At 53.0% G+C, this 24,542-nt stretch carries 22 protein-coding genes and 5 pseudogenes; 18 read left to right on the top strand and 9 right to left on the bottom strand.

What is annotated here, in order from left to right:
* Positions 1-299: 299 nt before the first annotated feature.
* A pseudogene (locus BUA39_RS16590) lies at positions 300-1,139 on the top strand (IS3 family transposase); the annotation flags it as partial.
* A gap of 259 nt (positions 1,140-1,398) precedes the next feature.
* Here the strand turns inward: BUA39_RS16590 and BUA39_RS08630 are convergent.
* The gene (locus BUA39_RS08630; RefSeq protein ID WP_072792826.1) at positions 1,399-2,631 is read right to left on the bottom strand and encodes an IS110 family RNA-guided transposase; all 1,233 of its coding nucleotides are present in this window, start codon (positions 2,629-2,631) and stop codon (positions 1,399-1,401) included.
* Positions 2,632-2,833: 202 nt separating this feature from the next.
* Here BUA39_RS08630 and BUA39_RS08625 point away from each other — a divergent pair.
* A pseudogene (locus tag BUA39_RS08625) lies at positions 2,834-3,076 on the top strand (integrase core domain-containing protein); the annotation flags it as partial.
* A 187-nt stretch (positions 3,077-3,263) separates the two neighbouring features.
* Here BUA39_RS08625 and lhpI read toward each other — a convergent pair.
* The 6 genes and pseudogenes from lhpI to BUA39_RS08595 form a co-directional block, all read right to left on the bottom strand.
* The gene (lhpI, locus tag BUA39_RS08620; protein WP_072792825.1) at positions 3,264-4,208 is read right to left on the bottom strand and encodes a bifunctional Delta(1)-pyrroline-2-carboxylate/Delta(1)-piperideine-2-carboxylate reductase; all 945 of its coding nucleotides are present in this window, start codon (positions 4,206-4,208) and stop codon (positions 3,264-3,266) included.
* 2 nt (positions 4,209-4,210) lie between these two features.
* Positions 4,211-4,555, bottom strand: coding sequence for a RidA family protein (locus BUA39_RS08615; RefSeq protein WP_072792824.1), 345 nt, complete (start codon positions 4,553-4,555; stop codon positions 4,211-4,213).
* An 11-nt stretch (positions 4,556-4,566) separates the two neighbouring features.
* Positions 4,567-4,824: an arginase family protein gene (locus tag BUA39_RS16890; protein WP_072792823.1), complete on the bottom strand. Its 258-nt coding sequence runs from the start codon at positions 4,822-4,824 to the stop codon at positions 4,567-4,569.
* Between the two features lie 213 nt (positions 4,825-5,037).
* A pseudogene (locus tag BUA39_RS16970) lies at positions 5,038-5,250 on the bottom strand (transposase); the annotation flags it as partial.
* Positions 5,251-5,656: 406 nt separating this feature from the next.
* Positions 5,657-7,027, bottom strand: a complete 1,371-nt coding sequence (locus BUA39_RS08600) for a YjiH family protein (RefSeq protein WP_072792819.1) — start codon at positions 7,025-7,027, stop codon at positions 5,657-5,659.
* 253 nt (positions 7,028-7,280) lie between these two features.
* Entirely contained in the window at positions 7,281-8,180 is a 900-nt protein-coding gene (locus tag BUA39_RS08595; RefSeq protein ID WP_131814587.1) for a LysR family transcriptional regulator, read from the bottom strand.
* A 171-nt stretch (positions 8,181-8,351) separates the two neighbouring features.
* Between BUA39_RS08595 and BUA39_RS08590 the strand changes: the two genes are divergently transcribed.
* From BUA39_RS08590 to speB, 7 genes are all read left to right on the top strand, one after another.
* On the top strand, positions 8,352-8,993 hold the full coding sequence (locus BUA39_RS08590; protein WP_072792816.1) for a cysteine hydrolase family protein: 642 nt from the start codon (positions 8,352-8,354) through the stop codon (positions 8,991-8,993).
* Between the two features lie 22 nt (positions 8,994-9,015).
* Positions 9,016-9,957: a DMT family transporter gene (locus tag BUA39_RS08585; protein WP_072792814.1), complete on the top strand. Its 942-nt coding sequence runs from the start codon at positions 9,016-9,018 to the stop codon at positions 9,955-9,957.
* A 15-nt stretch (positions 9,958-9,972) separates the two neighbouring features.
* On the top strand, positions 9,973-11,010 hold the full coding sequence (locus BUA39_RS08580) for an ornithine cyclodeaminase (RefSeq protein WP_072792813.1): 1,038 nt from the start codon (positions 9,973-9,975) through the stop codon (positions 11,008-11,010).
* Between the two features lie 4 nt (positions 11,011-11,014).
* Positions 11,015-12,199 carry an acetylornithine deacetylase gene (gene argE, locus BUA39_RS08575; RefSeq protein WP_072792812.1) on the top strand — a complete coding sequence of 395 codons (1,185 nt, stop codon included), beginning with the start codon at positions 11,015-11,017 and terminating at the stop codon, positions 12,197-12,199.
* A gap of 1 nt (position 12,200) precedes the next feature.
* A complete protein-coding gene (locus BUA39_RS08570; RefSeq protein ID WP_072792811.1) occupies positions 12,201-12,521 on the top strand; it encodes a DMT family transporter in 321 nt (106 codons plus the stop codon).
* Positions 12,522-12,660: 139 nt separating this feature from the next.
* Positions 12,661-13,818 (top strand): amidohydrolase, encoded by a 1,158-nt coding sequence (locus BUA39_RS08565; protein ID WP_072792810.1) that lies wholly within the window; start codon positions 12,661-12,663, stop codon positions 13,816-13,818.
* Positions 13,819-13,833: 15 nt separating this feature from the next.
* Complete coding sequence (gene speB, locus BUA39_RS08560; protein WP_072792809.1) at positions 13,834-14,634, top strand: agmatinase; 801 nt, start codon at positions 13,834-13,836, stop codon at positions 14,632-14,634.
* 8 nt (positions 14,635-14,642) lie between these two features.
* Here the strand turns inward: speB and BUA39_RS08555 are convergent, their stop codons facing one another.
* Entirely contained in the window at positions 14,643-15,536 is an 894-nt protein-coding gene (locus BUA39_RS08555; RefSeq protein ID WP_072792808.1) for a LysR substrate-binding domain-containing protein, read from the bottom strand.
* Between the two features lie 115 nt (positions 15,537-15,651).
* Between BUA39_RS08555 and BUA39_RS08550 the strand changes: the two genes are divergently transcribed.
* The 6 genes and pseudogenes from BUA39_RS08550 to BUA39_RS17095 form a co-directional block, all read left to right on the top strand.
* Complete coding sequence (locus BUA39_RS08550; RefSeq protein WP_072792807.1) at positions 15,652-16,446, top strand: ABC transporter ATP-binding protein; 795 nt, start codon at positions 15,652-15,654, stop codon at positions 16,444-16,446.
* 57 nt (positions 16,447-16,503) lie between these two features.
* Positions 16,504-17,277: a transporter substrate-binding domain-containing protein gene (locus tag BUA39_RS08545; RefSeq protein WP_072792806.1), complete on the top strand. Its 774-nt coding sequence runs from the start codon at positions 16,504-16,506 to the stop codon at positions 17,275-17,277.
* Positions 17,278-17,365: 88 nt separating this feature from the next.
* Positions 17,366-18,055 (top strand): ABC transporter permease, encoded by a 690-nt coding sequence (locus BUA39_RS08540; RefSeq protein WP_072792805.1) that lies wholly within the window; start codon positions 17,366-17,368, stop codon positions 18,053-18,055.
* A gap of 3 nt (positions 18,056-18,058) precedes the next feature.
* Entirely contained in the window at positions 18,059-18,844 is a 786-nt protein-coding gene (locus tag BUA39_RS08535; protein ID WP_072792804.1) for an ABC transporter permease, read from the top strand.
* A gap of 247 nt (positions 18,845-19,091) precedes the next feature.
* A pseudogene (locus tag BUA39_RS08530) lies at positions 19,092-19,332 on the top strand (integrase core domain-containing protein); the annotation flags it as partial.
* 177 nt (positions 19,333-19,509) lie between these two features.
* Positions 19,510-19,629 (top strand): annotated as a pseudogene (locus tag BUA39_RS17095) (IS30 family transposase); the annotation flags it as partial.
* Between the two features lie 69 nt (positions 19,630-19,698).
* On the opposite strand, the gene BUA39_RS08520 reads toward BUA39_RS17095, so the two are convergent.
* Positions 19,699-20,625 (bottom strand): LysR family transcriptional regulator, encoded by a 927-nt coding sequence (locus BUA39_RS08520; protein ID WP_072792799.1) that lies wholly within the window; start codon positions 20,623-20,625, stop codon positions 19,699-19,701.
* Between the two features lie 108 nt (positions 20,626-20,733).
* Here BUA39_RS08520 and BUA39_RS08515 point away from each other — a divergent pair, with 108 nt between their 5' ends.
* The 3 genes from BUA39_RS08515 to BUA39_RS08505 all read left to right on the top strand — a co-directional run.
* The gene (locus tag BUA39_RS08515) at positions 20,734-21,357 is read left to right on the top strand and encodes a glutathione S-transferase family protein (protein WP_072792797.1); all 624 of its coding nucleotides are present in this window, start codon (positions 20,734-20,736) and stop codon (positions 21,355-21,357) included.
* 208 nt (positions 21,358-21,565) lie between these two features.
* The gene (locus BUA39_RS08510; protein WP_072792794.1) at positions 21,566-23,539 is read left to right on the top strand and encodes a pyridoxamine 5'-phosphate oxidase family protein; all 1,974 of its coding nucleotides are present in this window, start codon (positions 21,566-21,568) and stop codon (positions 23,537-23,539) included.
* 620 nt (positions 23,540-24,159) lie between these two features.
* The coding region (locus BUA39_RS08505; RefSeq protein WP_165610504.1) for a sulfatase-like hydrolase/transferase at positions 24,160-24,542 on the top strand (383 nt) is incomplete at its 3' end.

The raw sequence follows: 24,542 nt of genomic DNA, 5'->3' as shown, positions 1-24,542 counted from the left end.
CATCTTATTGGTTTGGTTATGCGGGGTGTTTGCGGTGATGGGCACATTCTATACTGATGGATTGGATGCCCCTCCTGCCGGTTCATTATTGAGCCGCCCGAACTGCTTCAGCTTGTGGATATTGCAGGAGGATAAAATGTCTGAAGCTTTCATTGTCGGCGTTGATTTGGCGAAGCGCGTCTTTCAAGTCCACGGTGCCATCGCCACGGGCGAAGTGTTGTCAATCCCGGAGCAAGAAGTGGCTGAGCCTCCCCTACTGATTTGGTCCGCCGCTATGTTTAGGAAACGGAGGACCAAGAATGGCAAACAAGCGACCGAAGCCAGAAGAGATAGTTTCGAAGTTACGGCAAGTTGAGGTGTTGATGGGGCAAGGCATGTCCCGTCTGGATGCAATCAGACAGATCGGTGTTGTTGAACAAACCTATTACCGCTGGCGTAAGAAGTATGGCGGAATGGGTGTGGATCAATTGAAGGAGCTGAAGCGAATTCAAAAGGAAAATGAACGGCTCAGAAGAGCTGTGTCTGATCTTACGTTGGACAAATTAATCCTGAAGGAAGCCGCAAAGGGAAATTACTAAGCCCCGCTCGCCGTCGCGCATGTATCGATCACGTTCGAAGCCAGTTCAAAGTATCGGAACGCAGGTCACAGGACCTGTCGGATTCTCGGGCAGCATCGCTCCACACAAAGGCATATCCCGAAAGGCCGCGCCGATGAGGATCGTTTGGTTGCTGACATGATCGAATTGGCCAGACAGTTTGGCCGCTACGGCTATCGGCGGATCGCGGCTCTGCTCAGAGAGGCGGGTTGGTCCGTGAGCGATGGTCGTGTCGAACGGCTGTGGCGACGAGAGGGGCTGAAGGTTCCAGCAAAACAACCGAAGAAGGGGCGGCTCTGGCTGAATGATGGATCATGCGTGAGGCTGAGGCCCGAATATCGGAACCATATCTGGAGCTATGACTTCGTGCATTGCCGGACAGATGATGGAAAGGTCTTCCGGACACTGAACATCATTGATGAACACAGCCGTGAATGCCTAGCGATCAAGGTACAGCGCAAGCTGAACTCGACAGATGTCATCGACGCGCTGACGGACCTGTTTATCCTGCGCGGCACTCCGGTATTCATCCGGTCGGATAACGTCCTATGTGCGGAATGATCGGCTGATTTGGCATCAGATCATTGTCATGCTGAAGCGTTCCAGCACGTTTGAATGTGTGTCAGTTCGGCATTTTGGTCAACAACATGTCTCTCCCATAACAAACACAGAGTACGCTTTTGCGGCTCTCACCGTCCTTAAGACGAGATCTTTTGGTCGTTGAGCAGAAGGCCTGAACATTATCTACGAGGTCGAATTCTCGCCTATACGGCCCTTACAGAGAAAGGTCCTTCTGCGTCGATCATCCCTCAAAGAAGGGACGATAGGGTTCGCCGCGTTTGATGATCCCGTGCACGGTACGGGCCATTTTTGCGGCGATTGCGGTGTACGCCTTGCGGCGCAAATGGGTGTTTTGACGATCTTTGGCAATGTATCGCTCGAACTTGTCACGGAAGCTGTTGGTCTTTTGCATGATGGCCACCTGACCAGCCATCCACAGCGTGCGGCGTAATCTGGCATTCCCATATTTTGAGAGCTTGGTTTGGCCACGGAATGTGCCGGATTGGATCGTCGCGAGGTCCATCCCACAGAACTTCAGAAACTGGCGGTGATGCTGAAAGCGGCGCAGATCGCCTGCCTCTGCCAAGATGGTCAGGGCATTGATTGGCCCGATCCCCGGGATAGAAGTCAGCAGTTGATAGTCGCTGTTGTTCGCGAGCAGTTCGACAGCACGGTCCTCAATCTCATTGCGCTGTGCAATCAGGCTGCGCCCTTCGCCTAAGACCAAACGGAACATCCTGGCGGCGTCGGAGTCTGGGGCAATGGGCAAGCCTACAGATGACTTGGCGGTCTGATAAATGTCTGCAAGTAAACGCTCTTTTGAGACTTTGCAACCGACAACCTCCCACGCATCGGTAATGAATGCCTCTTGGCTCATGTCTGAGATAAAGTGTGGCGAAGGATAGCGTTCGAGGAACGCAAAGAACCAGTCGCTGCGTGAACTGCGATGAAAGCGGTCAGCCTCAGGCCAATACAGCGGCAGGTAATGAGTCAGCACCCGGTGCCAAAGTTCCGTCTTTGAGCGCGAGACGATGTTGTGCGTCTTGGACAACTCCTGAAGATCATTCGTACCGCACAACAGTGGATCGTGATAGAATTGCTCGTTCCCGATTTGCATCATATGCAGGATGACCTGCGCATCCTTGGGGTCGTTCTTGTCCCAGCTGTTGTTCAAGGCTTCACGGGTGCGCGCCAATGCGACCGAAGACACCAACTTCACATCAAAACCGGCGTCCCCAAGCCGGTAAGCCAAAGCGCGATGGTAATTGCCCGTCGCCTCAAAGGCTGCGCGGACAGGACGGTCATAATCCGAGAGTGTGGCAATCAATCGGTTGAAGTCGTCGAGCCGATTCAGAACCGTTAGGCGGCGACGCCGCGTTCTACCCGGAACAGCAATCAAAACTTCATGGCGGGCCTTTGCGATATCAATCGCAACCAAAACAGGCGCGGTTTGTGCAATAGTGGCATCGGTCATAGTCGGTCTCCCTTGCGGTGTGGTTTGTTGCAAAACCACTGTAGAGACCTGAGACCCGGCTATGATCACCTGCTGCGCTATTTGAGGGCTGCGCAGGCAATCATAGCCTCTAAATCAACGTCATTCCGAAGGTGTTATGGCCCTGAGTTCGTAGCACAGGCTGTTCGGGACTGGGATCACTGCCGTCGGCGCGAAGACCGCCCACATCGAGCCAGGGTCACCCTGGGAAAACGGATACTGCGAAAGCTTCAACGGCAGGATGCGGGATGAGTGTTTGAACGAACACCTGTTCGAAAGCCTGCGGCATGCCCGCAATCTGATCGCATCGTGGCGCAACGACTTTAACCATCACCGCCCGCACACAAGCTTCGCTGGCCGAACGCCAGCAGAATATGCTAACCAGTCAAAGAAAGACCAAAACCTGAACAGAGCTAACCCAAATTAGCGGACTTTAAGGGGAGCAGGTCACAATTTGTCTCCGGGATTTACATCGAAGGACGCCGCTGACAAGTTGGTCAGGGACATCGAGCGCTGCATAGTCAACTGTTGGCGATCAGGTGTCGTTAAAGTTTGACCTAGACCGCATTTCGGTCTTTGCGAGTAAATCTAAGACGAAAAGGTTTGGCTGGGGATCACTCTGCCAAACTTTCATAGACCAGCATTGCTCCTGCCAGATCCTCCAACGCCGCGCCAACGGATTTGAATACGGTGATCTCCTGATCGTCGGAGCGTCCTCCATGATCACCACGACAAAGATCGAATAAATCGGCTTTCACGTGCTCTTTAGAGATCAATCCCGCTTTCAGAGGCTGCAGAATATCGCCTCCTTCGGCGAAGACCCCATCGCGGGTATCCGCAAATACCGAGGCATTCACGATGGCATCATCGTCGCATTCTCGCATGTCCGGTTTGAATGCTCCAATCAGGTCGAGGTGCGAACCGGGTTTTAGCCATTCGCCAAGCACCAGCGGCTCACGCGACAGCGTACAGCAGGAGATCACATCTGCGTCCCGTGCAGAAGCTTCTAGATCACCGCACGCGCTTGCAGGGAAACCTAAAGCCCGCGCCTTTTCGGCAACCAATTCGGCTTGCTCAAGGCGACGTGCCCAGATCTCGATGACATCAAATTGGCGATGCACTGAATGCGCCTCGATCAGGTTGAGCGAGAGTTTTCCTGCACCAACAATCAGCAAGCGTCGAGCATTAGGCCGCGACAGATATTTAGCTGCCAATGCCGATGCGGCCGCCGTGCGCCGTGCGGTCAGTTCTGCGCCATCCATAATCGCCTGAAGTTCACCTGTTTTGGCAGAACTGAGGATGTATACGCCTGCAATCGCAGGTAGACCACGGGCTCCGTTGCCAGGCACCACATTGACCATCTTTACGCCAAGATGATCACCGGATCGCCACGCGGGCATCACCAAAAGCGTGCCAGCCTCTTCACCGGGTACGTCAAAACTGTGGTGGTGCCGAACCGGCATGTCACAGCCCGTTTCAAAAAGCCCGTCGATCGCATCAATCAACGGGCTCATTTCTAGTGCTGCAGAGGTTTGTTCGGCAGTCAAAAAATGTGTCATGGTTAGCCTTTGGTGGCGGTCACCATAACTTCAACAAGGAAGTCCGGTGTGACAAGTTTGCTTTCCACGCAGGCGCGTGCTGGCGGATTTTTTGGGTCAATCCAAGCATCCCAGACTTCGTTCATCTCTGCCACGGTGGAGATGTCAGAGAGCCAGATTTGCGCCTGTAGAATGTTAGACTTGCTGCTGCCCGCCTCAGCCAACAAACGGTCAACCTCGGCCAACACCGAAATGGTCTGAGACGTCACATCTGGGCCTTCGCCGATCTGACCAGCAAGATAGATCATGTCGTTATGGATCACGATCTGGCTCATGCGGTTATCGGGTTCTTTACGTTCAATCGCCATTCTTCGTCTTTCTATTTTGAAGGGAGTGAGGGAGAAAACTGCATCAGGCTGAGAATTTCAAACAGCATCTGCGCACCGTATTGGGCGGTGTTAGTGGTGGGGCAATAGGCCGGAGCAACTTCGACGATGTCGCCTTCGACAAAGTTCAAAACTTTGAATCCCTGGAACAATTTCATGGCTTCACGTGTCGAAAGGCCTACAGCTTGCGGCGTTCCGGCGCCGAGGCCTGGGGCGACTGCTGGATCGAGGCTGTTGATGTAAAAGGACATGGGCTGGTGCATCCCCTACGACCTGTCGAGCCAATGCGATAATTTCTGGCAGACGTTCCTCGGTGATATCTTTTGCCTCAACCACGGTCGTGTCTGACATTGTTGAAAACTCCCAGATGTATCCAGCATCGCCCCGAATACCGATTTAAATGTTACCTCTGGATCCAAAAACCCATCCGAGACGGTGTTACGAAAGTGCCCCGAGGGTCCGTACATATCTACAAGCTCACGCTTAAGCCGCCGGTTCCCAGCATCATGATCAACCTCATGTTTTGGTGAGGACTCTCCATACAGCTTTATCCATTTGTACAATGAATGTGTGCTGACACCTAGACGCTCGGAGACCTCGCGAACTTGATTGCCTCGAACTTTGATTTGCTGCACCGCATCGCGCTTGAAATGGCCACTGTAATTGCTTGTCCTCATCGCGGCGCTCTCGCCTCAAAATTTAGGAGCAAAGAGTCTACAAATCAAGGTGCACCTCGAACTGTGCTCTGGGCTATCGCCCGCCAGCGCCTGAAACCATCATAGCGCTGCCAATCCGCCCAACAACACACTCACGATCACACTGGACCTGCCAGCTGAGGCCGCTCACAACAATGAAGGAAGACCAAACGGCAATACCGAAAATATCCCATCGGTAATGTTGGAAACTTCACATGACGAAACCAGCCCGTAATTCTAAGAAATCCCGAAATTACTATGCCTGGGTGGCAGAAGGTTGGGTATCAGAGCACGATGCCTACCATGGCCCTATTTGGGACACTCTGGGCTATTGATAAATCATGAAACACGGAAAAGGTGCAACAAAGCGGATGGGCGATCCAATTCCTCAGTTTAGACCGTATAGGCGACCCATCGCGAGGGCGATTGGAATGGACACTACAGTTTTCAAAAGGAAGACTAGAACCAGATCGGTAAAGTTCACGGGGATTGCGGACTTAAGCAGAATCGCTCCAGTTTCGCTCATACAGATTACCGTCACTGTACCGGTAACACAGATTACAAACTTGGTCAGCTGTGATTCAATACCTTCCGCCGCTAGGAATGGAAGCAGTAAATCAGCAAAGCCAACCAAGAAGGCGGGCGCAGCTTCTGAGGCCTCGGGCATGCCGATTGTGGACAGGAGAGGTTCCAAAGGGATCGCAATGAATTTGAAGATCGGCGTGAACTCTGTTGCCACAAGGGCGAGGATACCGATAACAACGATCAAAGGGAAAACGGTCATGTAAAGTTCAAAGGTGGTCAGCACACCATCTTTTAAGATCCTGCCTAGACCCGGAGCCTTCTCTGCCTTTTTGTAAGCAATATCGCTGGCGCGTTGCAGTTTGCTGCGGGATACGTCCTTTGGCAGCTCCAACATTGGGTTCTTTTTGCCTTGATAAAACTCATCGGACTTCAACGACAGCGGCGGTACCCGCGCGATCACCATGGTGGACACAACACCCACCACAAAAAGGGTGAAGAAAAAGTAGAGGAAAGTGCCAACTTCGAGGCCGCCGATGCTGGTGGTATAGATAAAGACCGCTGGCATTGAAATTGTGCCGAAACCCAAGCAAAGGATGCTAACTTCACGCGCCGTATACATCCCCTTTTTGTAGTCGATATCTGCCGCGATGATCCCGTTGGTGCCAGAGCCGATCCAAGAAGTTGCTGTCAGAACGGAGGCGCGGCCCGGAAGGCGGAACAGGCGTTTGAACATCGGTTGCAGATAGACGCCGATGAACTCAACCCCACCGAAATCCAACAGAAGCGGCAGCAAGGTGGTCGCTAGCAGGAAGATGACCAGCAGCGATGGCATTAAATAGATGATGATAATTTCGCCGGTATATTCGTTCCAGACCGCTTCGTGGCCCAGTTTCCAATAGGCCATAATCGACATAACTGCCGCTGCCACGCGGAAAATTAGCGACATCACGGATGTTACAAAAATTGATTTGAAATACTTGTTCATACCAGCGCCGCCCGTGAGCGTACCGCTGACTGAACCAAGTGCGGATAGCACCATTAGCGCGACGATCACCAAAGGCAGTTGGCCTTCGACCGGAGCGCTGATTTTGTCCTGAATAAGAGAAATTAAGATTGTCAGTTCACCATCCCATTTGAATGGAATCATGAAAAAGGCGAAGCCGCAAAATGATCCGATGATCATCTTCAGCCATACAAGGCTGCTTTGCTGCGTTACTGTTGTGTCTGTTGGCATAGCATTGTTCCAAGTTAGAAGCGACCAACGGAACACGCTGTTTTGAAAGGGAAGTCCCGCCTCAGGGGGCGGCGGATCCACGAGTTCGCGTTGGTCGCTTGCAGTGCTTCGAGTCCACTTTTGAAGTCAAGTGCGACCCGCGATAGAGCTTGTCACAGTCCTAAAAAACTTGGGAACGCGAATAACTTTCGCTCAGCGGTGGATAAAACGTTTCTTCTGATTTGAAGCCGAAAGGGCTGACCGGACTGGGTTGTCAGATTGCAAAATCTTCTTTTTGGGCCTCGGTCACCAGCCAATCCCGCAACACGATAGCCGCCGAATTTGACGGAGCGTTTTCTTCAATCGCGACACGGTACCATGTGCAGCGTATGGTGCGGTCATCGACCTTCACCAACTGTTCAGAGGCGAGTTCTTTGCCGCAGATGATGTTGTCAGCTAGAACAAGGCCTTCGCCGTCAACGGCCGCTTCTATGGCAAGGGAAAGATCGGAGTGCACCTTCCCTTCTTTCCAACGCTTGCCTTCCTTTGTGAATTCCGTGAACCAATGCTGCCAAATATGTCGCCCGTTGTCGTGGATAAGCGGAAACTCCACAAGGTTTCCCTCTGCTTCCGGCTCAAAGTTCGGGTCCAATTTGGACTTCGCCATGGCTGGAAATCCGTCGATCGGGAACAAACGGTCACTTTCGGTGCGCGACCGTAACAAGCGCTCTTCAAAGTGCACAATCAGGTCAACTTGATCCTCGTCTATGGAAGGCGTGCGCCATTCTGATCGCAGGTTGCATTCGATTTTCGGGTGCTGGTCACAGAACTCTGTGATCTTTTTTCTGAGCCAACGCGAGGCAATCGCAGGTTCCGCCGAAATGTTCACGGTGCCCGATTGGGACAACCTCAACAGGTTGTCGCAGGCATCGCTGAGAATCTGCAAGCCATAGGCGATTTGAGGTTCCAGATGCTTGCCATCTTCGCTGAGCTCGATGCGATTGCTGTGCCGTTCAAAGAGGGACACACCCAGCCATTCTTCAAGGTTTCTAACATGTTGGCTGACAACGCTGTGGCTGACATGAAGCTCTGTCGCGGCCTTTGCGATGCTTCGATTTCGGGCCGCAGATTCAAACGCGCGCAGGGCGTTGAGGTGCCGAAGAGAACTGAACATTGGATCACCGTAGGTTTTACCTTCGGTCAGCACAAGATAAATCTAATTTCGGAATATCGTTGTGCCCCGTAGGTTTTGGGGGTGGTTTGCAAGATTTGGCATCGTTTTTGGCGATGATTGCTCAATTTGCAAGCAGAATGAAAACAGAACACGACAATCGGAGAGTGGATCATGGCCAATCCAAACCAAGTGCGGAAGAATTTGATCGAAGGAAATGCAGCGTTGCTGGTGATCGATATTCAGGCAGGGATCTTCATTGGCCGTGACGATGATGCGCGCAGTATTGACCACATGCCGGGACATGCGGCGCGACTGCTGAAAGCGCGGACTGCGATCGACAAGGCGCGTGAAAGCGATATTCCTGTGATCTTCATCCAAGAAATCCATCGGGCCAATTTGGTGGACTTCGGGCGAGAGCTGGATGGCGATGAAGATGTGCATTGTCTGGACAACAACCCAAACACCGACATTGCGCGGGAGCAGATGGGTTTTCGCGATGACGACTATCTGATCCAGAAACGCCGCTACTCTGCCTTCTACGGCACCGATCTGGAAATTCTGCTAAAAGGGTTAAAGGTCGATACGCTTTTGCTGGTCGGCGGGCTGACCAACGTATGTGTTCACTACACATTCGCGGATGGTCATCAGGGTGATTACTACTGCCGTACGATCGAAGACTGCGTCGCGGCCTCCAGTACAGAGGCACATAGCGCAGCACTTGCACAGATGGAATATCTACAGGCCGGTGCAATCCGGACCCTAGATGAAGCCCTTGAGGCGATGGACGCCTACGCTTCAGAACGCGCAGCGTAACTTTACCTTTGGGAGCCAATCCATGGCGACTTTGAACAACAATCTGGCGGCAGCCTTTCTGGCTCTGTTGGCTTCGGCCATCCTGAGTTTCTCAGACAATTTCGTTGCGGCGGTGTCTGAGATTTCAGGGCTGTGGCAGTTTCAAGTTGTGCGGACATTTTTTGCGGTGCCTATGTTGTTTGTCATCGCCATGGTCTTCAGTATTTCGATCAAACCGCGCAGCATGCGCGCTTTGGTTTTGCGCAGCTCGACAGTTGCAGCGGCATTGCTGGTCTATTTTGCGACTTTGGGACTGCTTCCCGTGTCGCAGGCAGGGGCTGGCCTTTTTAGCGCGCCAATATGGGTGATGCTGTTCTCTGTAACAGTTCTGGGTAAACGGATTGGCCGCCGTCGTGTTGTCGCCATGGCGGCTGGCTTCGTCGGTGTTTTGCTCCTATTGCAGCCGGATGTCACCAATCTGACCGCCTTGTCGGTACTGCCACTCTTGGCAGGGGCACTTTATGGGTTGGGCGCTTTGTTCACCAAACACTTCTGCGAGGCTGAAAGCGCACCCGTTTTGGCACTGGGCGTTTTTACTGCGATGGGGATCGCAAGCCTTGGATTGATGATCTATTTCACCCTTTTTCCGGTCCCTGTTGAAAACCAACAGTTCTTCACACGCGGATGGGAGGGGATAAGCCCTCGTTTCCTCGTCTTAACCTTTGGCCAGGCCGTTGGCGCGACAGTCGCGGTTTCGGTGATCGCGCAGGCTTACCGCGCAGGCGAGACTGACTTTGTGGCCGTTTGCGAATACTCCTTCCTCGTCTTCGCTGCGATCTGGTCTTTCGTGCTTTGGGGGCAATCCACGGGTCTGCTCGCCCAGCTTGGCATTGTCATCATTCTGATCTCGGGTTCGGTCATGTTCATTCTGGATCGAAACGCTGCAAAACGTGCTGGTACTTCCGGCGCCCCCTCACATAATTAATAGTTGGGATACACCATGGAGTTTAAGTTCTCACCCTTGGCCTATGTGCCGTTTGTTTCTGTTGAGAATATGATCAAACTGGTCAATTCGATCGGCGCAGAGACATTCATGTCTGAGCTGGCGGTTGCCATCGAAGAAGATTTCAAACGCTGGGAGCTGTTTGACAAAACCCCGCGTGTGGCAAGCCACTCTGACGTGGGCGTTATCGAATTGATGCCGACCTCTGACGGCGAGATGTATGGTTTCAAATACGTCAACGGCCACCCAAAGAATACCAAAGAGGGTCTGCAAACCGTGACCGCCTTTGGTCTGTTGGCGGATGTAGACAGCGGCTATCCGAAGCTACTGACCGAGATGACCCTGCTGACCGCGTTGCGCACTGCGGCGATGTCGGCACTGGTTGGTCGTCATCTGGCGCCAAAGGGATCAAAGACAATGGCCATGATCGGCAACGGTGCTCAGTCAGAGTTCCAATGTCTGGCCTTCAAAGCTGTTTGTGGCATCGAAAACGTACGCCTGTACGACATCGACCCAGCGGCAACTGCAAAATGCGCAGCGAACCTAAAATCTGCTGGTGTGAATGTTGTCTCTTGCAAGACCGCAGAGGAAGCGATGGAAGGTGCTGAGATCATCACCACCTGTACAGCTGACAAGCAATACGCAACCATCCTGACCGACAACATGGTGGGTGATGGTGTGCACATCAACGCCATTGGCGGTGACTGCCCGGGTAAAACCGAGGTTGCCGAAGCCGTTTTGCGCCGCTCGGACATCTTTGTGGAATACCCGCCACAAACACGCATCGAAGGCGACATTCAGCAGCTGCCTGATGATTACCCAGTCACCGATCTTTGGCAGGTGATGCGCGGAGAAGCCGAGGGCCGCACACATGATCGTCAGATCACCTTCTTTGACAGTGTTGGTTTTGCGGTTGAGGACTTCAGCGCCCTGAAATACGTGCGCGCAAAAATCGAAGGCACAGAGTTCTTTGAACACCTCGACATGTTGGCTGATCCTTCCGATCCGCGTGATCTCTTTGGGATGCTGAGCTAACAACATGCAGGCAGATATCCTTTCGACCGCGCGGAATATTCTAGAGCGTTTGATTGCCTTTCCGACGGTCAGCGACACCAGCAATTTGGCCTTGGTCGAATACGTTGATGGGTATCTGCGATCCCATGGTGTGGAACCCATTCGGGTTTCGCACGGCACTGAACCCAAAGAAGCGATTTATGCCAATATTGGTCCCCGCAAGGATGGGGGCGTTTTGCTCTCGGGTCATACGGATGTTGTTCCGGTCAAAGGGCAAAACTGGGACCGTGACCCATTTCAATTGACCGAAAGGGATGGCAAACTTTTTGGTCGCGGCTCCTGCGATATGAAAGGGTTTGTGGCGCTGTCCTTGGCGACGGTACCCTATGCCCTAAAGGCCGGTATCGCCCGTCCATTGCAAATCGCGCTCAGCTTTGACGAAGAAGTCGGGATGACCGGCGCACCGATCATGTTGGATCATATGCAATCCAGCGGCTTTCCCAAAGCCGAAGCTGTAATTGTAGGCGAGCCGACTACGATGGATTTGGTGACCGCCCATAACGGCGGTTTCGGCTATCAAGTGCATGTGCATGGTTTTGAGGTGCATTCGTCGATCATGCACAAAGGGGTCAGCGCTGTGATGATGGCAGCGCGGCTGATTGAATGGGCCAATCAGATGAATGATCGCGCTTCAGCTCGTGATCCGTCTGTTCCTAATGCTGCCTTTGATCCCCATTATTCAACTATCCACGTCGGGCAAATTTCGGGCGGAACCGCGCTGAATATCACCGCCAAAGACTGCGCTTTTGTGATCGATTTCCGCATCGTTCCAGGAGATGATTTTGCGGAGTTGCTGCAAGCCTTTGAAGCTGAAGTTGTGCGACTTGATGCTTGTATGAAAGCAGTGCGCTTAGAGGCTGGCATCTCGATTGATCGAGATTTCTACGCGCCGGGATTGATGGATGAACCAGATAGCACCGCATTGAAATTAGCTCGAAGACTGTCTTCTTCGCAGAAAGAGCGCGTGGTCAGCTTCTTGACCGAAGCTGGACTCTTTCAGCAACATGGCTATTCAACAGTGGTCTGTGGCCCTGGCGATATTGCTCAGGCCCATCAACCCAACGAATTCATCTCTTTGGATCAGTTTGCCAAAGGAGCGGGATTTATGGCGCAGCTTGTTGAATGCCTTACTGAAGTCGAAGGAGCATAGCGTGGCTTGGTTCTTTCTCGCGATGGCTGGCTTGTTCGAAATCGGATGGGCCGTCGGACTCAAATATTCTGACGGTATGTCAAAACCAATCCCCACGCTGCTCACGGGAGCCTCCATGGTGATCAGCATCGCGTTTTTGGCAGCAGCATTGCGAGAGTTACCACTCGCGGCGGCCTATGCAGTTTGGACAGGTATTGGTACTGTTGGCACCGCACTGTTCGGTATCTTCTATCTAGCAGAAGCAGCAACGGAGTTGCGGCTTCTTGCAATAGGTTTGATCGTTGTGGGGATAGTCCTGCTGAAGCTCGCTCCCGCTTCATGAGCAATGCTCAGTTAGCCACTGACGGAAAATCAATCACTGAGCGTCAGAAATTCGCAGTCTGCCAAATTATCTGCCCGTGTAATAGTGTGGGTTCATTCAAAACAATGGGCATTAGTGTTGGCCAACAAAGGATTATCAAATGCTGACAAATTCAGACCTTGATGAATTGACTGCTTTCCGGCGTGAGTTGCACAAACGTCCTGAATTGTCAGGTGAAGAAGTCGAAACTGCGCGCGCCATCGTTGAGGCGCTGAAGCCGCTCAATCCGTCAAAGGTTCTGACAGGCCTTGGCGGTCACGGGGTCGCGGCGGTTTTTGATAGCGGAGTGGAAGGCCCTACTGTCCTGTTCCGTGCAGAGCTAGATGCCCTGCCCATTCAGGAGATTTCCGACAATCCTTGGAAGTCTGAGATTGACGGCAAAGGGCACCTTTGCGGTCATGATGGCCATATGACCATACTATTGGCGCTCGGTCGCCAAATTGCGCGCGAACCGGTTGCGAAGGGGCGTGTTATTTTGATGTTCCAACCTGCCGAAGAAGACGGGAGCGGTGCAAAAGCGGTTGTGGCAGATCCAGCCTATAAGGAAATCCAAGCCGATTGGGCCTTTGCGATCCACATCGAGCCGGGGCGCCCATTTGGTTATGTTTCCACTAAAACAGGGCTGATCAACTGTGCCTCTCAGGGGCTGGAAATCAAACTGGCCGGCAAGACCGCACACGCGGCTGACCCTGAAGATGGAGTATCACCCGCACGTGCGGTCGCCAGCTTGATCCCTGCGCTGGATGGTCTGGGGCAGGGGGGCAAGTTGGATGACGACTTCCGCCTTGTGACAATTACCCACGTGCAAATCGGCGAGCCTTCTTTTGGCGTCGCACCGGGCGAAGCTGTGATCTATGCGACTTTGCGCACGGCTCATGATGAAGCGATGGAAGACATCGACAAAGACGCGCGTGCTTTGGCGCAGGCACAGGCGGAAAAATATGGTCTAGACGTGTCGTTTGACGTCTTTGATGCTTTTGCGGCTTCTATAAATGATCCCGAGGCGACAGATGTTGCGGTTAACGCGATGACAGCAATTGATGTTGAAAGCGGAGATTTTGGGCTTCCGATGCGCGCCTCTGAAGATTTTGGTGTATTTGGTTGGGGGGCGAAAGCCGCGATGCTATGCCTTGGTCCGGGACATGATTATGCTGCGTTGCATAACCCCGATTATGACTTCCCTGACGATTTGATCCCCGTCGGTGGTGCAATTTTTGAACGTATTGCACGCGATTTGCTTGGGCGTGCAGAGAAGTAATTAAGGACGTTAAGAATGATCAAGCTTCTGGGCCTCCCTCAGGACAACAACAGCAGCTATATGACCGGCCCAGCGATGGCGCCGGCCCGTATTCGGGAAGCAATTGCGTGCGACTCCGCGAACATGTGGAGTGAAACCGGCTATGACCTTGGGAACAAGGACTTTTGGCAGGATGCCGGTGATATTGATCTGCAGAGCAAAAGCGGTGCAGAGGCTTTTGAAGCAATCAAAGCGGGTGTTGCGAAGCAGATAAAAGAAGGTCATCGGGTTCTAAGTCTTGGCGGCGATCACTCTGTCGCATTTCCTGTCATTTCTGCTCATGCAGAGCATTATGACGGGCTGAATATCCTTCATATCGATGCCCACCCTGATCTTTATGATGACATGCAAAGCAATCCGTTCAGCCACGCATCGCCCTTTGCCCGGCTGATGGAAAGTGGCAAGGTCAAGAAGCTCGTTCAGGTTGGTATTCGTACTCTAAATGCACATCAACGCGAACAAGCAGAACGCTTTGGCATCGACATTCATGAAATGCGCGACCTCAGCCGCGTGTCAGAGATCGCTTTTGAGGGGCCGGTCTACTTATCCTTCGACCTAGATGCGCTTGACCCCGCTTGCGCTCCGGGGGTGTCGCACTATGAGCCCGGCGGGCTGTCCACGCGTGAGGTGCTGGATATCATTCACACATTCAAAGGTCAGCTTGTTGGCGCGGATGTGGTCGAGTTGAATCCACACCGCGATCCAGCAGATATCACCGCGATGGTCGCGGCGAAGATTGTGAAAGAACTCATCGGTCGCTTGTTGCAGGACGGCTAAGACCTGTCTTACACCTCTAGGCGGGAGATGCGATTGAGCAACCATTCAGTAAACGTATCTGCCGCCGGTTTTCTTTTGTCAGATTTTGGGCTGGCGAGCGCGTACCAAACGCAATGAACGCGGCGGTCATCCACTGCCACCAATGTGCCTTTCTGTATGGTTTGCGCGCAGAGGATATCATCGGCAAGAATAATTCCGTCACCATCTGCCGCCGCGTGGATCGCCAATGACAGATCGGAATAGACGCGTCCTTCTTCCCAGGCCTGCGATCCCGGTTGGTGAGCCGAGTACCATTTCTGCCAAATTTCACGCCCATTATCGTGTACCAAAGGGGCTGCATTCCAATCGATTTTGCCGTCAACCTTCGGCAGGCTGGCGGCCAATTCCGGAGAGCACGCAGGATAGCCTTCGATAGGAAAAATCCGTTGTTTTCGCACTCCCTTCATGGGCAGGCGTGTCTCAAAGTGGATGATCAAATCGGCATGATCTTCACCCAGTTGAGGAGGCAGCCAGGCAGGGCGTAAGTCCACGTCAATATTGGGAAATTCGTCGCAAAACTCTGCAACATATCTCCGCAGCCAAAGTGATGCGAGTGCAGGCTCAGCGCTGATAACCAAAGTCCCCTTTTGCGTGGCGCTGAGAAGGTCTGCGCAAGCATCTTTTAAGGTCTGCAACCCCGCCGATACCCTTGGCAGTAAAGACCGTCCATCATCGCTTAGTTTGATGCGGTTTCCAGTGCGCTGAAATAGCTCAGTATCAAACCACGCTTCAAGGATTTTGATATGCTGGCTGACCACTGAATGGCTGACGTTAAGTTCGGCAGCAGCCTTAGAAATACTCTCATGTCGTGCAGCAACTTCGAAGGCCCGCAGGGCGTTCAAATGGCGAAGATAAGTTGTCATTACGTGAGCGTAGCAAAAACCATTGCTGAGAGCCAGTTTTTCCTGTTTTTCTAAATCTTACCGCATCGCTACCGTGATGTGACCTGCACCACAACCCCAATTGAAAAGACTTCACATGGCCGCATTAGACACAAATCTCGATGCAAACCTGTCGCTTCAGGTTCGTGATCTTCACAAGTCCTACGGCTCTCACGAGGTGCTTAAAGGCGTTTCTCTTGAAGCGCGTGAAGGTGATGTCATTTCGATGCTCGGCTCATCCGGTTCTGGTAAAAGTACCTTCCTGCGCTGCGTCAACCTTTTGGAAACCCCCAACGCAGGCACGATCACCGTGCACGGTGAAGAGATCAAGATGAGCATGAACAAACATGGTGCGTTCCGTCCAACTGATCCCCGCCAGGTCGAGCGTATTCGGGCTCGTTTGGCGATGGTGTTTCAATCGTTCAACCTTTGGTCCCACATGACCATTCTAGAGAATGTGATCGCAGGTCCGGTACATGTTCTGAAGCAGCCAAAAGCCGAAGCGATTGAAAAGGCAAAGGCAGTGCTTGAACGTGTCGGCATGTTTGAACGACGCGACTACTATCCAAGCCACATTTCAGGCGGCCAACAGCAACGCGCTGCGATTGCGCGCGCATTGGCCATGGAACCCGAAGTGATGCTGTTTGACGAACCGACCTCTGCCCTTGACCCGGAATTGGTTGGTGAGGTTCTGAAAGTCATTCGCTCCCTCGCAGAAGAGGGGCGCACCATGGTTGTTGTGACCCATGAAATGGGGTTCGCGCGCGATGTCTCTAACAAAGTGATCTTCCTACATCAGGGATTGATCGAAGAGCAGGGGAATCCTGCAGAGATGTTCACGAACCCTCAGACACAACGCTTCCAAGAATTTCTGGCAAACGCCCGAGACTAAAAAGCGGTGACCAACATCGCGCCCTCAACTCCAACAACCCCTCAGGGAGATAAGTCAATGAAACTTACCAAAACACTTGTTGCATCCGCACTAACTGCGGCCACACTGATCGCAGGCGGCATGGCCTCTGCTGAAACTCTGCGCCTTGGTGTGGAAGGTGCATACCCTCCGTTCTCTAAGAAAGAAGCAGACGGGTCATTGTCCGGCTTTGACATCGACATCGCAAAGGCGCTCTGTGCTGAGCTGGAACGCGAATGTGAGCTGGTCGAGCAAGAATGGGACGGCATGATCCCAGCGCTTCTGGCGAACAAATACGACGCGATCGTTGCCTCTATGTCGATCACAGAAGATCGCAAAAAGAAGGTCGACTTCACCAACAAGTATTACGATACCCCAACTCGCTTCATCGCCAAAGAAGGTGCTCAATTTGAGTTGACCAAAGAAGGCACCGCAGGCGTGAAAATCGGCCTTCTACGCGGTACAACCATGCAGTGCTACGTAGAGAAGCATTTCCCAGATGCGGATATCAAACTCTACAACACTCAAGAAGACGTATTCGCTGACCTCGTAGCGGGTCGCTTGGACATGCAAGTTAACAACACTCTGCAAGCTATTGACGGCTTCCTGAACACCGACCAAGGTCAGGGTTTCGCCTTCCTCGGTGGCAATCTGGATGACGTCGCGTGCTTGGGTGAAGGCACAGGAATCGCGGTTCGCAAAGGCGACTCTCTGACTGCAGAGTTGAATGCGGCGATCGAAGCGATCCGTGCAGACGGCACCTACAAAGCGATCAACGACAAATACTTCGCGATCGACATCTACGGTAAATAATCACGGTTTCGGGACGGGGCTGCTAACCGGCCCCGTTGCCCTCTGACTGGCGTGACCTGCGCATAAACCCTAAGGCGGTGGCTTCCTGATGGATACACTCATTCAATACCGACAGGTTTTGATCGACGGAACGATTGTGACAGTATCCCTTGCGGTCCTGTCCTTGATACTTTCGATCGTGTTCGGCCTTTGTGGCGCCTTTGCTCAATTGTCTGAGTCAGTCACCTTCCGACGTCTCGGTCTGCTCTACACAATGTTCGTCCGTGGCGTGCCAGAGTTGGTTTTGATGATGCTGATCTTCTTTGGGGGTCAGCTTCTGATCAACGACATGGGCCGTGTCACCGGGCTTTGGGGCTATGTGGACGTCAACCAGTTCTTTGCTGGGGTTCTGACCCTTGGCTTTATATTTGGCGCCTATATGGCAGAGACTTTCCGTGGCGCCATACTCGCGATCCCCGTCGGCCAAATTGAGGCCGCCAAGTCTGTAGGCATGTCACCTCGGCAAGTTTTTGCAAATGTGACATGGCCACAGATGGTTCGTTATGCGTTGCCAAGTTTCACCAACAACTGGTTGGTTTTGGTAAAAGCCACGGCGCTTGTGTCGGTGATTGGATTGCATGATCTGGTCTGGAATGCCTTCTCTGCGGGTCGCTCCAACCACAAGCTTTTTACATTCATGATTGCGGTTCTGGCGATCTATCTGGTTATCACGGCACTGTCGGATTTGGCACTGCGTTGGGTCGAGCGGAAATACAACGTCGGCACAAGAAAGGCGTAAGACATGGAAGCCGAACGGACCTTTTGGGAATACCTGCGTGACTTCAGCGAAAACCAAGCGCCGCTTGATTTCGTGCTGGTCTATGACAACCTCGATAAGTTCTTCGAAGGTGCGCTTGTCACGCTTCAACTGACCTTTCTTGCACTGCTGATTGGCGGTCTTATGGCAATCCCAATGGCGCTGGCACGCGCCAATAAGGTGAGTGTCCTTAACCCAATCATCTGGTGCTATACCTACGCCTTCCGCGGCACGCCGCTTCTTGTGCAAACTTACCTCTTTTACTTTGGCCTCGGTCAATTTGAAGCGGTACGCGAGAGCTTTCTGTGGTCTCCGATCCTCAGCGATCCTTGGTGGTGCGTGTTGATTGCCTTCACATTGAATACAGCGGCTTATACAACCGAATTCCTGCGTGGTGCGATCGAAACGACACCTCGCGGAGAAATCGAAGCTTCCGTTGCTGCGGGCATGTCGCCTTGGCTGCGTACCCGGCTGGTTGTGCTTCCAAGCGCCTTCCGTCGTGCGTTACCCGCATACTCAAACGAAGTGATCTTCACCCTGCATGGTTCAGTGATCGCAAGCACTGTAACGTTGCAGGATTTGCTGGGCGTTGGCCGTTGGCTGAACGGACGCTACTACCTCGCCTATGAAGGGTTCGTCACCGCAATGCTGTTCTATATGGCCATTGTATTAATGATAACCGTCGCGTTCAAATTGGCAGAGAAACGGTACCTCAAACATTTGCGCCCGCGTGAAAGCACCGAAGAGACGGCGGCGTCAGCAACGGTCTGATAACACTTTAGTAAATCGCTAACACAGCCAGGAATCGACTCCTGAAGCCCCTTTGTTGAGGGGCTTTAGTGGCTAACTACATTGTCGAATACGATCCCATTGCCTGCAAGGGCCGGTGTGCACTGCGGTGGGCTAAAGCTGACTCTGTCTGGCGAACTGGGTTTTGGTCGAAGAAAATACTGAGTTACATCTCTGCGATGATGCGCTGACCGTCTGCCATCGGCACCCATGTAACAGAATAGTGTCCGTCGCCCCGGCTGTCCGAGACTGGATCGCCGCCGCTGGCGCTAAGACAGCTTACATCGAACCGGGGTGCCCGTGGGAGAACGGATACTGTGAAATCTTCTACAGCTTGCGCGAAGCACAAATCCTGATCGAACAAGGGAGGAGGCATTACAACACAAAACGCCCCCACAGTGCACTGGGCTATCGCCCGCCAGGCGCTTGAAACCATCATCCCGACGGATCAATGGCCGATGGTGCACTAACAATCAAACCGGACCAGTCAGATAAGGCTGCTCACGGGCATGGCCGATCTTTTCTGCATGCTGAAGCACTCTGAGTTGACGTTGGACGTCTCGTTGTTTGTTCCTCATGAAAACTTCTTCCACCCCAAATTGGGTAATTTACAGAAAGTCCCGCGGGAGTCCGTACATATTTACACCGCGCTATCAAATCGCAATATGAAGGCGCTTTACGCCCGCCTGACGAGTACGCCAAGACAGTTTCTGGGATGGCGCACCGCAACCGAAGTCTTCAGCGAAGAGAAGCTGAAGCTGAGATAACGGAAACCGTCGCAGCGTTCCTTGAGTAAACAAAGGCGCGCGCTTGCTTCAACCGTGATATATTGAAATCTAAGGCGATCGCTTGTTTATCACGGATAGTGAGCCTTCAAGACACAATGTCGCGTCACCGACCAGGTGATCAATAAGCGCGCGCACTCTTGTGGAGAGATGTCGGTTTTGCGGGAAAAGTGCAGCAACAACATAAGGTGAGACACGGTTCTCTGCAAAAAGCTCTACTAGATCTCCGGAGTCCAACGCATTGGCGACTGTATAAGCGGGGCATCGAGCTATTGCGACCCCAGATGCCGCGATGTGAGCTGCTCCTGCGGGCGCGTTCATCCGAAATCGTCCGCTTACCGGCACTGCCTCTATTTGGCCATTTATGTGAAACCTCCAAATCGTCGGCTCGGTGTTATTGCCGTCAAGAATGCACTCATGCGCCAATAAAGCGTGTGGGTGATCTGGCGTGCCTACACGCTCCAAGTAGTCAGGTGATGCACATACGACCAAAGGCATGTGACCGAGCTTTCGCACTCTGAGAGAGCTATCTCGCATCGGGCCAATCCTGATGGCGAGATCAAAGCCCTCCTCGATAATCGACACCCTGCGGTCAGAGAACTGCAAGTCGAGTTCGACATTCGGGTGTTCCGAGGCAAACCGTGCAAGCGAAGGCGCAAGCCGTAGTGCGCCGAATCCAGTCGGCGCTGAGATGTGGATCACGCCATGCAACGAAGCCTGATCACTTCTGATCCTTTCTTCAAGCTCATCGAACCCTTCGAGAAGCGGCTCGCACATGGCTAAGTATGTCGCGCCCGCATCTGTCAGTGAAACACTGCGTGTCGTGCGATTGAGCAGCTGCACGCCAAGCGCGTTCTCAAGGTCAGCCACATATTTGCTGACTAAACGCGAAGATCGGCCCATGCGCGTTGCGGCGATAGTAAAAGAGGCGTTCTTTGCAACTAGCGCAAAGGCCCGCATGCGATCAATCTTGTCCATACTATTGCGCCCTTTCAGGGCTTAAAGTTACGCTGAATTTGGCAATTATCCCCCAGCAGTGCAGCGTGTATCTGCTCTTTAGGATAAGTAGAATCACTGGAGAGACTAATGTCAAACGCTGTTCGCATTCACCATTTCGCAAAATCAGGTCATGCACATCGAGCTTTGGTTTTTGCAAAACTCGCGGGGATCGCCCATGAAGTTGTTCCAGTCAATTTGGTAGCCGGCGAGCATAAGTCGCCCGAATTTCTGGCGATGAACCCGAATGGTCAGGTGCCGGTTTTGGAGCATGGCGAAATCACCGTGCCAGATTCCAACGCAATCCTTGTATACCTTGCCCGGACTTTCGCGCCAGATTGGCTGCCGAACACGCCGGTTGATGAGGCCAATATCCAGCGATGGTTAACGCTGGCAGCCGGTGAGATCGCCTTTGGCACCTGTGCCGCACGATTGATCACGGTATTTGGTGCACAGTTGGACCCGGATTTCGCAGCGGCTACGGCCGAAAGAGCTCTGCAAAAGCTTGAAAAAGGGCTTGAAGGTCGTGATTGGCTTGTTGGTGACCGGCCAACAATTGCAGACGTTGCAACGTATTCCTACACCGCTCACGCGCCGGAAGGGAATATCTCGCTTGACCCCTACCCGAATGTGCGCGCTTGGATTGCCCGGTTTGAAGCCTTGCCAGGATTTGAAGCCATGCCGGCAACAGCCGTTGGCCTAGTGGCTGAATAAACGGCCCCTGAAAATAGCTCCTACGCCCTCGCGGGGGCTCATTTGGGCGGAGGTGACTTAGCCTCTCGCTCGGGACCGCAAACAGCGTTTTTGAACAGGGCGGTTCTAACCCGCAAGGGCTGCACAGAACCGTTCAACGGCAGAAAGTGCTGGCAGACAATTGCAGCTTGAATTCAGCCCGTCGCGAGAGGAGCAAAGGGAACTTACAATGGCACAGATACATAAATCGCACAAAGGTGAGTTGCTGCTGCAAGAGCGTCTCAACACGCCGCAGCTAATCGTCGACGGACTGCCGCATTTTATCGACCGCGATATGCCGCCGCAGCACGCGGATTTCTTTGCTGGTCTGTCCTACCTACCATTGGCCACGCTCGACAATCAGGGGCGTCCGTGGATCAGCCTTTTGGTCACGACGGCGGACAATGACCCGTCCATCGGCATCAAGGTGGAGGGTAAAAACACAATGGATGTCGTCGCCCAGACGTCCCCTTTTGACCCATTTGCGCGTGCCTTGCAGCAGCAGCCGACATCCCCCGGGGAAGAACGGCTTTTTGCTGGCGTTGGGGTCGATTTCAGCAATCGTCGTCGTAACAAACTGGCCGGGTCAATCGGCACGGCTTCCGTCGAACAGGCAGGAAAACTGCGACTTCGCCTCAACTCCGATCAACATCTTGGGAATTGCCCGAAATACATCACCGTGCGCACATTGGTCCCCGCGCAGCGCAAGGCGGAACTTTCTTATGACAGCTTTGACACAAGCACATCGGCCCTGCCTGCGGATGCCAAAGCCGTAGTTGACCGCGCAAGCACTGTCTTTCTTGCGACGAAACACAGTGCCAAGGACAAGGCTTCGGGCGTCCAGACTGATATGGGTGTCAATCACCGTGGCGGCGCCCCTGGTTTTACGCGCGTCTACGAAGAGGAAGATGGTGACGGTGTCGCGACATATCTGGTTTTGCCGGACCATTCCGGCAATCGCTTCTATCAGACCTTGGGCAATATCGAGACCGATCCACAAGTCGGGCTCGTCTTTCCCGACTTCGCCAATGGTCATGTCCTTTACGTGACCGGTGAGGCTGAAAACCTGCTAAATGCGGACGCCGAAGCGCTCATGCCGCGCACCAACCTGTTGACGCGCATCAAGGTCACCGGCGCGGTCCTGGTCAATAATGGCCTCAACCTCAGGCTGACGTCCGAAGAGCAGCTTTCGCCTTACAACCCGCCGGTAAAGTACTTGCAGCAGGAACTGGATGAAATGGGGCACGCCATTGCCACCCAAGACGGTCTGACTGCTATCACAGCCACGCTCGCGTCAACGCAAGACCTTTCCGAAAGTATCAAGACGTTCAACTTCGAGCTGTCTTCCCCGATCGATGCGCCTATGCCCGGCGGCTTCGGCGTATTCGACTTCTCGAAGATATTGGATACCGGATACAGCCATATGAACGAGGCCAACCCTAAGTTGGTCAACGAGGATTATGTGCGCACCTGGACGATTTCGAGCGCACCGGATTTTGATGCTGAAAGCCGTTCTTTTCGCGCTGGCAATCGGGTCAGCGTTACCGTCAAGCGCAAGCCCGGCGGTCTGATGTCAAATGTTATGCACGACAATGCAGACAAGCTGATCGCGCAAAAGATACCGGTTGATTTCAAGGGCACTGGGGCCGGCTTCACGTGCTTTTCTCCAGACTCTGAAGGGGGCCCTCCTGCCGTCCCAACAAGGATGCTTTGGGTCGCAGGCGGCGTCGGCATCACCCCATTCATGCCAATGTGGGACGGGATCAAAAAGGTCGCGATCGCGGTTCCCGGCCATCTGTCGACCGATATCGTTCTTGTCTTTGCCGGACGCGATGACGACATTAATGTCGTGCGGCATTTTATTTCGCAGAGCAGCGCCATACCGTCTGGTGTGAGCCTGAATGTGCTGGCGTTTCAGAGCGCCCGGGAACAGGCGGAAAATTCTCTATCTACTTTCGATGACCTGAGCCAGAACCTCTCAGACGGCGGATTGACGCTTGAGCAGAGACGATTGCAGATTGACGACCTACGAAACGTCGCAGACTTGCAGGATCGCGAGGTATTTATGTGTGGGCCCGATTCTTTGATGGATTGGAGCGACGAAGCACTTACAAAGTTAAAGGTCGCAGAAACGCGACGACATCGCGAGTCCTTTATCTTCTGATGGATGGCAGAGGAATTTGGTGTCTTCATCAACTTCCTCTTTGTGACCAATGGAGCCTAAAAAAGAGCTTAGGGCATTGCCGATCTTTTCGGCATGCTGAAGCACTCTGAGTTTGCGTTGGGTGTCTCGTTCTTCGTTCGTCAGAGAATTTCCTCCACCCCAAATTGGGTAACTTACAGAAAGTGCCCCGAGAGTCCGTATATGTCCACAGTCGTTGATCATATTTGAAGCGGGAGCCACTGTTGATCGCTCTAATGTGGATGGTTAGTTCCGGAATTTTACCCAGAACTGGCCAGGGCGCCGCACAGCGAAACAGAACGATCGAAACTTTCAAATGCCGACAAATCCATCACAGATAATTAGACGCACTTGACGAAATCGTGTTTGTCGAAGGCTAGTTTGGCCAAATGAATGATTTCTTGTAATGAGTCGATCCGCGACCGTCCTAACCCAACAAATGCTAAACGCCTTTCTTTGATCTAGTATCCTGTTGGATTAGTCGACTATATTAAATGTACAATATTAGCTTACTAACATCATAGACGATCATAGGCGGTTTGTGTAGAGCCGGAAGCAGTGGCTCGTAACCTTACCAAATTTACTTGCAGCAGGAGAAAGCGATGACCCGCAAGCCCAATGTCATTTTGATTTCGACGGATCAACATCGTGGAGATTGCATTGGCCCGGAAGGTCGCGGGGTCAAAACGCCGAATATCGACAAAATCGGCGCAAGCGGTGTGCGGTTTTCAAAATGCATCACGCCCCATCCTATGTGCCAGCCCGCACGTGCGTCGATTCTGACTGGGAAATTGCCCTATACAACAGGCGTGCGCGACAACGGGCGTGATTTGGATTACAGCTTTGGCGCGCAGGGACTTGCCGGGATATTCGGCGATGCCGGATACGACACGCATTTCATCGGCAAGGCGCATTTGTCGAGTCACGACACCTTTGCGCCGACAGGTAAGCCTGAGTGCCACAAAAGTGCCAAGGACTATGATCC

The organism is Cognatishimia maritima, from assembly GCF_900129685.1.
In the GTDB taxonomy this organism is placed as follows: Bacteria; Pseudomonadota; Alphaproteobacteria; order Rhodobacterales; family Rhodobacteraceae; genus Cognatishimia; species Cognatishimia maritima.
This window is presented reverse-complemented; position numbering and strand designations above follow the sequence as displayed.

What these genes read in the sequence shown, in the direction of transcription:
- BUA39_RS08630 (WP_072792826.1), bottom strand. Translation starts at nt 2,631, where the DNA reads ATGACCGATGCCACTATTGCACAAACCGCGCCTGTTTTGGTTGCGATT.
- lhpI (WP_072792825.1), bottom strand. Translation starts at nt 4,208, where the DNA reads ATGACACATTTTTTGACTGCCGAACAAACCTCTGCAGCACTAGAAATG.
- BUA39_RS08615 (WP_072792824.1), bottom strand. Translation starts at nt 4,555, where the DNA reads ATGGCGATTGAACGTAAAGAACCCGATAACCGCATGAGCCAGATCGTG.
- BUA39_RS16890 (WP_072792823.1), bottom strand. Translation starts at nt 4,824, where the DNA reads ATGTCCTTTTACATCAACAGCCTCGATCCAGCAGTCGCCCCAGGCCTC.
- BUA39_RS08600 (WP_072792819.1), bottom strand. Translation starts at nt 7,027, where the DNA reads ATGCCAACAGACACAACAGTAACGCAGCAAAGCAGCCTTGTATGGCTG.
- BUA39_RS08595 (WP_131814587.1), bottom strand. Translation starts at nt 8,180, where the DNA reads ATGTTCAGTTCTCTTCGGCACCTCAACGCCCTGCGCGCGTTTGAATCT.
- BUA39_RS08590 (WP_072792816.1), top strand. Translation starts at nt 8,352, where the DNA reads ATGGCCAATCCAAACCAAGTGCGGAAGAATTTGATCGAAGGAAATGCA.
- BUA39_RS08585 (WP_072792814.1), top strand. Translation starts at nt 9,016, where the DNA reads ATGGCGACTTTGAACAACAATCTGGCGGCAGCCTTTCTGGCTCTGTTG.
- BUA39_RS08580 (WP_072792813.1), top strand. Translation starts at nt 9,973, where the DNA reads ATGGAGTTTAAGTTCTCACCCTTGGCCTATGTGCCGTTTGTTTCTGTT.
- argE (WP_072792812.1), top strand. Translation starts at nt 11,015, where the DNA reads ATGCAGGCAGATATCCTTTCGACCGCGCGGAATATTCTAGAGCGTTTG.
- BUA39_RS08565 (WP_072792810.1), top strand. Translation starts at nt 12,661, where the DNA reads ATGCTGACAAATTCAGACCTTGATGAATTGACTGCTTTCCGGCGTGAG.
- speB (WP_072792809.1), top strand. Translation starts at nt 13,834, where the DNA reads ATGATCAAGCTTCTGGGCCTCCCTCAGGACAACAACAGCAGCTATATG.
- BUA39_RS08555 (WP_072792808.1), bottom strand. Translation starts at nt 15,536, where the DNA reads ATGACAACTTATCTTCGCCATTTGAACGCCCTGCGGGCCTTCGAAGTT.
- BUA39_RS08550 (WP_072792807.1), top strand. Translation starts at nt 15,652, where the DNA reads ATGGCCGCATTAGACACAAATCTCGATGCAAACCTGTCGCTTCAGGTT.
- BUA39_RS08545 (WP_072792806.1), top strand. Translation starts at nt 16,504, where the DNA reads ATGAAACTTACCAAAACACTTGTTGCATCCGCACTAACTGCGGCCACA.
- BUA39_RS08540 (WP_072792805.1), top strand. Translation starts at nt 17,366, where the DNA reads ATGGATACACTCATTCAATACCGACAGGTTTTGATCGACGGAACGATT.
- BUA39_RS08535 (WP_072792804.1), top strand. Translation starts at nt 18,059, where the DNA reads ATGGAAGCCGAACGGACCTTTTGGGAATACCTGCGTGACTTCAGCGAA.
- BUA39_RS08520 (WP_072792799.1), bottom strand. Translation starts at nt 20,625, where the DNA reads ATGGACAAGATTGATCGCATGCGGGCCTTTGCGCTAGTTGCAAAGAAC.
- BUA39_RS08515 (WP_072792797.1), top strand. Translation starts at nt 20,734, where the DNA reads ATGTCAAACGCTGTTCGCATTCACCATTTCGCAAAATCAGGTCATGCA.
- BUA39_RS08510 (WP_072792794.1), top strand. Translation starts at nt 21,566, where the DNA reads ATGGCACAGATACATAAATCGCACAAAGGTGAGTTGCTGCTGCAAGAG.